Here is a 6287-nt window from a genome sequence, read left to right as displayed (position 1 = left end):
GTTCGAGTTCGTGGTGCGGAGAGTCAGCCGCGCGCGGGACGAATAGCTGGTGCGGCGGCGATTGCTTGGCGGAATTGCCGAGGCACGTTTCCCGCGGCATCGAACCATCGAAGACAACCCAAAATAGCCCGTTCCGGTTCGCCGGGCGGGCTATTTTCGCGTGTCGGGCCGATCAAGCGAGGATGTTGACCGCGCGTGCCGCGACCAGCGCGATGGTCAGCAGCGAGATCATGGCCTCGGCCATCATCAGCAGCTTGGCGCGCTGGGAGAGTGGCAAGGTATCGGTCGGCGAAAATGCGGTCGCATTGGTGAAGGCGAGGAAGAAATAATCGACGAAGCCGGGCAGCCAATCTCGAAGCTCACGGTCGTTCAACGTCATCTGCGCGAACAGGAAATCGGCCTGTGCGAGCTTGACGAGGCCGCAGGTCGGCGGACCGCCGCGGTCGGTGCTCCAGAACCACAAGGCAAAAACGATGACGTTGGTGACCCAGATGTTGAGCGCGTCGATCAGCAGCGTCGTACCGCTACTGCCGGCATGGCCCTCCAGCAAGGCACGCACCAGCAGGACCAGCGAACCGCAATTGATGATGCTGATGATGGCGGTCATGGTCAGGGCTGTTCTGCGGATCATGACCCGAAACTGGCCGATCGCATGCCACTCGTGGTCCTCGACCGCCTTTCGGGTGGCGGCCTGCGTCCAGGCGGTGGCCACCGACAAGGGCAGCAGCAGGGCCGCCTCCAGCGCGGGCGCCACCCAGCGCGGCCCGAATGAGAGATTGTTGATGACCAGAAGCTGCAGGCAGATGATGACGAGAACGGCCGCACGGGCCATCCAGAAATCGAGCGCACGGTAGTGAATGACGGCATGGTGGTGGCGCATTTTTCAAATCCTGGATGCTTTTTGGGGACGGCAACCGGTCAGGCGTAGGCGACGCCTGCCGCGATCACGCCCAAGGCGCCATGCCCGGCATGTTCAGGGTGCTGCGCGATGGCGTGTTCCATTGTTGTCTTGCTGGCATGTGATGACGGGAGAGGCGGCATGGTGGCGCGAAACTCTGCCTCAATCTTGGTTTTGCCATGGTCGGCCAAGTATACATTTTCGTAAGCTTCAAGTTCTGGGCTGTTCGTAAAACCGTCCGGTGTGATTTATCCACCGCATGACGCGAATCGACGAAACCATGAACGGTTGGCTGCCGGTCGGCAGTTCTGTTCCAGGCGACTGGTGGCAGTCGTCGATCTGGCCGGGGCTGACGCGCTATCCAGAAGCCGGCCTAGCGCTTTTATGCCTGACGCAGATCCTGTGCTGGACCGTGATGCCGGCGCTTGTCGATGCCGCCCCGCCCGGCGATGTCGTCGAGAGCTTTATGTGGGGCCGCGAATGGGTGCTTTTGACCTACAAGCATCCGCAGCTCCCCGGCTGGCTGCTCGAGATCAGCCATCTTCTGACCGGATCGTTCCGCTGGCCGCAATATCTGCTCGCCCAGCTTGTCGTCTCGGCGACCTTCGTCTTCGTCTACCTGCTGGCCCGCGACATGCTCGGGAGAACCCGCGCGCTGGCCGCCGTGCTTTTGATGCCGTCATTGTATTTCTTCGGCTGGCCGACACCGCAGTTCAATCATGATTACGCGCAGATGCCCTTCTGGGCCGCAATCTGCTGGCTGCTGTGGCGTGCGGGCCGTGGCGGTGGGCCGGGCTGGTGGCTGGCGCTCGGACTGGTGTCGGGCGTCGGGCTCTATGCCAAGTTTTCCACCGGGCTGCTGTTGCTCTTCGGGGCGATCTGGCTGTTGTCGGACACGCGGGCACGCAATCGGCTCGCCACGCCCTGGCCCTGGCTTGGGCTCGCGGTTTTCCTCGCCGTCGCCGCGCCACTGGCCATCCAGCTCTACCGCATCGATTTCCTGCCGCTGACCTATGTCGCCGGCCGCGATGAATGGGTGTTGGTCCACCGCGCCCGCCTTTACTATATCGGTGTCCAAATGGCGGGGCTCTGCGGCTTATTGCTGGTGCTGTCGATATCGGGGCTGTTGCGGCGTTCGCCCGCGCCGGAACAGCCCATTGAGCGCGGCGCGCTGGCCTATCTCGTGTGGATGGGGCTTGGTCCGGCGGTGCTTGTCATGGTGGCCTCGCTGTTTACCGGCGCCGGCGAGGCGTGGGGCGCGCCGATGTACAATCTGGTCGGCGTTGTGGCGATCGCCTTGCTGGGTCATCGGCTTGGCGCCGTCGAACTGCGACGGCTGGCGATCTGCGCGTTCGCCTGCATCCTCGGCATGTCCGGTGCCTATGCGGGCATCCGCTGGACGAGTTGCAATTTGCGCGGGCGCATGGATGCCGTCTGCTGGCCAGCGCGGCAGATTTCGGACGAAGCCGAGGCGGTCTGGCACGCGGCGGTGCCCGGTCGGCTCGACATCGTCGGCGGCGATACCCGCATCGCGTTGCTGGCGGGCCTCAACGCCTATGACAAGCCGTCGATCTTCACCGACCTCGACATGCGGCTCGCCCCCTGGATCACCAGCCAGCGGCTGCGCGATCACGGTATGCTCCTGGTCTGGCCCGGGAGCGGCGTGCCACCTCGGCTGCTGGCGTGGCTGGGAAACATCCCGGTCAAGACCGTTCTTTTCGCCTGGTCGCTCAGGGCACCACCGGTGGCGATCAGCTTTGCCGCCATTCCGCCTGGCATGAAGCTACCGGGTTTGATCGACAGCCTCGCCCAACCGAGCAATTGAGGTAGATCCACCGCGTCCGCTGGACGAAGCAGGTGACAATGCCCATTTATGGCGAGACCACTTGCTTTCACGCAATTCCAGACGGAAAACCGCTACACACTTTTCCTGGAATTGCTTTTGAGGAGACGTGACATGGCGACTTCGACCGAACGTGCAGTCCTTGCCGGCGGCTGTTTCTGGGGCATGCAGGATTTGATACGGCGCTATCCCGGCGTCATCTCCACCCGTGTCGGCTACAGCGGCGGCGACGTGCCCAACGCCACCTACCGCAACCACGGCACCCACGCCGAAGCCATCGAGATCAATTTCGATCCGGCCATCATAAGCTATCGCACGCTGCTGGAACGCTTTTTCCAGATCCACGATCCGACGACCCGCAACCGCCAGGGCAACGATGTCGGGACGAGTTATCGCTCGGCGATCTATTACACCAGCGACGAACAGAAGCGCGTCGCCGAGGACACCATCGCCGATGTCGATGCCTCGGGCCTGTGGCCGGGCAAGGTCATCACCGAAGTCGCACCCGTTGGTCCGTTCTGGGAAGCCGAGCCCGAGCATCAGGACTATCTGGAGAAGTATCCCAACGGATACACCTGCCACTTCGTCAGGCCAGGCTGGAAGCTGCCGGTTCGCGAGACGGCGGTTTCGTAGATTCGCAACTGCGATTTGCCCTGCATTGCTGCTCGACGGTGTCGTCGAGCAGGTCATCGCATCCAAACCCCTTTCAGTCAGCGCACCGTGTCGCGTCGGCCATTGAGCTTTCACAATATCCGAGCGCTCTTCGAACGCCTTCGTCAACGGCGAATGCGGATGCGGTAGGCAAACACGGTCAGGTGGTTGACAGCCTGCCGTATCGCAGTCCAATTGCGCAGGAAGAGCTGATTTCGGGAGACGGGCCGTGAAGAAAATCTGCGAAAAGCCAGTGTTTGTAAAACGCGAGCGTCTTTCGGTTGTCACTGCCTTGGCATCGCCTTCCACTCAGCCGACCTGACAAGCTCGCCCTGATCTGTCGGCCCGTTTGAGCCGCCGAAGATGAGGCCGATCGAATCGACCGATCACTCGGAGCCGATCACAGCCGTTTTTGTCCTCGATATCTCTAACCATACGGGGCCTCTGCTCGCCGGCTGGCTAGAGGCTGGAAATGCAATTGGCGCGATCATCGTGCCCGGGTTCCGGCGTCGTCCCACCGGTTTCAGCATCGGCAATTTCCGACGAAGGCTTCAACGCAAGCTGCTGCTCAGGCGGTTTGTCGGTAACACGACTGTCAAGTTGATCGAATTTGGCCGCCCTTACGATTGGAATGCGCTTGGTCGCCAATTGTCTGACCTCCGCGCCGATGTGCTGGTCTGCTACACTTTGCCTGTCTTGATCCCTCAAGAGGTTCTTGGCCATTTTTCCAAAGGCGGGGTCAACCTCCACCCGGCGCTGCTCCCCGACTATCGAGGGCCACATCCGACCCAGCGCTTGGCCGTGGACGGCCGGTGTGCGGCTCATGGCGGCGTCACGCTCCACAAGATGTCCGCCGGTTTTGACGAGGGTGACATTCTCGGGCAGGTGCCGTTTTCCGAAGCTGACTGGACCTCGAGAGAAGCCTTGGTCGACAGCACGGCAACCGCTATGCGGATTCTGGTGAGCGAGGCGGTGCCGGCCTACTGCCGGGGGCTGTTGTCAGGAATGCCGCAGCCGAAAGGCGACTTCGTCTGGGCACGGCTTCAGCCCAGCCACCTGATAATCTCGCCGGCCATGTCGGTCGAGCATGTTGTACGGCTATGGCATGTGCTCGGCCTTCTGCCAGGCATCTATCTTGAAATCGGAACGCGCAAAATCAGACTGGGATTCCAGATCAGAAGGCTGGGGCCTTGCACAGGAAAGGCTCCGGTCAGGCGGTGGGGAACAGTGGAATTCGATCTCGCCAACGGTCGGGTCCTGTATTTTACCTACGGTAGAGTGCTCAAACGGCTGCTCAATTCAAAACACCTGTTTTTGCGCCCGCCCGCCGGAAAACCCGCTCCACAAATCCGGCTGTTCGGCAAAACGAGTGCTGCGGACCAGAGAAACGGATGAAGCCGCTGGGCGATGCCCAGCGGCTTCATCCGTGTGCGGTTACTTGCCACAATTATTATCGTTTACCGTTGGCGCCGTCGCGTTACCATCGGCGTCCGTCTGCGCGCCTTGCGGGTTGGTCGGGCAATTCTGATCCGCGTTCGAATTCATGTCCCCTACCGTGCCAGTCGTGCTGTTGGTCGTGCCCGGGTCGACAGTGTCCGGCTCGACCGTATTCGGTGAAGCCGGCGTGTTCGGCTCAACCGTCACCGATTTGCCGCTGCCGCTTCCATTTGCGTTGTTGCTGCCGGCGCTTTGCGCCATGGCTGACGTGGCCAGACCAATGGTGAGAACCGAAGCTGCGAGGATTTTCATGAACATGGTTTGTCTCCATTTCTGTGAAGTCGTCGCTTGTTTTCTACGAAAGTGATCGCGTTGCGACTGTGGGGACAACCGGTCGCGGCGGCGAAGGTTCCCGACAAAATTCCGCTCAGGCGCACCGTGACTGGCGCAATGCTTTTGGCGCAGTGCTCTGAAAAAACGGCTTTCCCTTGAACTCGAATGATGCTTTAAGGCGCACATCCACAGGGGTGCTCCGTACGGTCGGGGCTGAGACGGGGGCGGCAAGCCCACAGACCCTAGAAGCTGATCTGGGTAATACCAGCGGAGCGAGGCGGGCGATGTTTTCAGGCGCACAGATTTCCCTATACCCCATGACCGACGAATTCGTCGGTGTCATTCTTGGCGCGCTCGGTGCGCTCGATCCCTGGCGCGACAAGCTCAGGATCGAGACCGACGACATCTCGACCTTGCTGGTCGGGCCGCCCGAAGTGCTGTTTCCCGCCATGCGCGACCTCTTCGTGGCGGCGGCACGCAGCGGCAAACATTGCGTGTTGTCGGCCGCCATCTCGCGCGGGTGCCCTGGCGAGCCGGATGACCCGATCTGCCGCTCCGATGCACTTGGCGGGCCTGTCGGGCCACTCGGCCCGCGCAAGGATGCGGCCATTGCGGCGGTGCGCAATGCTGCTGCCACCGGCCAGCCGGCGGCGGCGCAGTTCTCGCTCTATGTGATGGGCACCGACGACCACATGGACGAGATCTACGGCTGCATCGATTTTCTCAAGCAGTCCGGCGTCTATGAGCGTTCCAAGCATTTCTGCACGAAACTGCGCGGTGATGCCGGTGCGATCTTTTCGGCGCTGGACGAGGCCTTCTGCCGCTTCGGACCAGGCGCCGGCCACGTAACCCTCGACGTCACGGTCTCGGCCAACAGCCCGTCGGCTGTCTGAACCAGCCGCGCTTTCGCGCTGCCGTCAAAGGTTGTCTCCCGTGGCCACATCATCAGTCGCTTCGCGCCCGATCGCGAGCCTTCTTGTCAAGGCAATGCCGGCCATGATCTCGGTCGGTTTGCTCCTGCTGGCGTGGGAGCTTTATGCCACCTATTCCGGCATCAGGCCGACGACACTGCCGGCGCCGTCGCGCGTTTTCGAGCAAGCGCTGCTCAATCGCCAGGCGCTGGCC

The 6287-nt window shown here is 61.9% G+C and carries 7 protein-coding genes, 1 pseudogene and 1 riboswitch; of the genes and pseudogenes, 5 read left to right on the top strand and 3 right to left on the bottom strand.

The genetic code is table 11. The annotated features are described in order from the left end of the window. Positions 1–172: 172 nt before the first annotated feature. Both EN893_RS14175 and EN893_RS38090 read right to left on the bottom strand, forming a co-directional pair. On the bottom strand, positions 173–880 hold the full coding sequence (locus tag EN893_RS14175; protein WP_127270889.1) for a hypothetical protein: 708 nt from the start codon (positions 878–880) through the stop codon (positions 173–175). Positions 881–918: 38 nt separating this feature from the next. Next, entirely contained in the window at positions 919–1089 is a 171-nt protein-coding gene (locus tag EN893_RS38090; RefSeq protein ID WP_164748724.1) for a hypothetical protein, read from the bottom strand. A gap of 89 nt (positions 1090–1178) precedes the next feature. Between EN893_RS38090 and EN893_RS14170 the strand changes: the two genes are divergently transcribed. The 3 genes from EN893_RS14170 (at position 1179) to EN893_RS14160 (ending at position 4787) form a co-directional block, all read left to right on the top strand. After that, positions 1179–2723: a glycosyltransferase family 39 protein gene (locus EN893_RS14170; RefSeq protein WP_127270891.1), complete on the top strand. Its 1545-nt coding sequence runs from the start codon at positions 1179–1181 to the stop codon at positions 2721–2723. A gap of 132 nt (positions 2724–2855) precedes the next feature. After that, positions 2856–3374: a peptide-methionine (S)-S-oxide reductase MsrA gene (gene msrA / locus EN893_RS14165; protein WP_127272383.1), complete on the top strand. Its 519-nt coding sequence runs from the start codon at positions 2856–2858 to the stop codon at positions 3372–3374. A 381-nt stretch (positions 3375–3755) separates the two neighbouring features. After that, a complete protein-coding gene (locus tag EN893_RS14160; protein ID WP_127272384.1) occupies positions 3756–4787 on the top strand; it encodes a formyltransferase family protein in 1032 nt (343 codons plus the stop codon). Positions 4788–4826: 39 nt separating this feature from the next. Here EN893_RS14160 and EN893_RS14155 read toward each other — a convergent pair whose 3' ends face one another. Further along, positions 4827–5147 carry a hypothetical protein gene (locus EN893_RS14155; RefSeq protein ID WP_127272385.1) on the bottom strand — a complete coding sequence of 107 codons (321 nt, stop codon included), beginning with the start codon at positions 5145–5147 and terminating at the stop codon, positions 4827–4829. A gap of 195 nt (positions 5148–5342) precedes the next feature. Beyond that, positions 5343–5456: riboswitch (TPP riboswitch) on the top strand. Between EN893_RS14155 and EN893_RS14150 the strand changes: the two genes are divergently transcribed. Together EN893_RS14150 and EN893_RS14145 are read left to right on the top strand one after the other, a co-directional pair. Beyond that, a complete protein-coding gene (locus tag EN893_RS14150) occupies positions 5447–6055 on the top strand; it encodes a YkoF family thiamine/hydroxymethylpyrimidine-binding protein (protein ID WP_127271736.1) in 609 nt (202 codons plus the stop codon). Its footprint overlaps the riboswitch before it by 10 nt. A 40-nt stretch (positions 6056–6095) precedes the next feature. Further along, positions 6096–6287, top strand: a pseudogene (locus tag EN893_RS14145) (ABC transporter permease); the annotation flags it as partial.

The organism is Mesorhizobium sp. M7A.F.Ca.CA.004.04.2.1, assembly GCF_004022825.1.
Taxonomy (GTDB): Bacteria; Pseudomonadota; Alphaproteobacteria; order Rhizobiales; family Rhizobiaceae; genus Mesorhizobium.
The sequence above is the reverse complement of the archived record's forward strand: the minus strand, read 5'-3'. Positions and strand labels throughout refer to the sequence as shown.

Excerpts from the sequence above, each read along its gene's own strand:
- EN893_RS14175 (WP_127270889.1), bottom strand. The coding sequence starts at position 880 with ATGCGCCACCACCATGCCGTCATTCACTACCGTGCGCTCGATTTCTGG.
- EN893_RS14170 (WP_127270891.1), top strand. The coding sequence starts at position 1,179 with ATGAACGGTTGGCTGCCGGTCGGCAGTTCTGTTCCAGGCGACTGGTGG.
- msrA (WP_127272383.1), top strand. The coding sequence starts at position 2,856 with ATGGCGACTTCGACCGAACGTGCAGTCCTTGCCGGCGGCTGTTTCTGG.
- EN893_RS14160 (WP_127272384.1), top strand. The coding sequence starts at position 3,756 with ATGAGGCCGATCGAATCGACCGATCACTCGGAGCCGATCACAGCCGTT.
- EN893_RS14155 (WP_127272385.1), bottom strand. The coding sequence starts at position 5,147 with ATGTTCATGAAAATCCTCGCAGCTTCGGTTCTCACCATTGGTCTGGCC.
- EN893_RS14150 (WP_127271736.1), top strand. The coding sequence starts at position 5,447 with ATGTTTTCAGGCGCACAGATTTCCCTATACCCCATGACCGACGAATTC.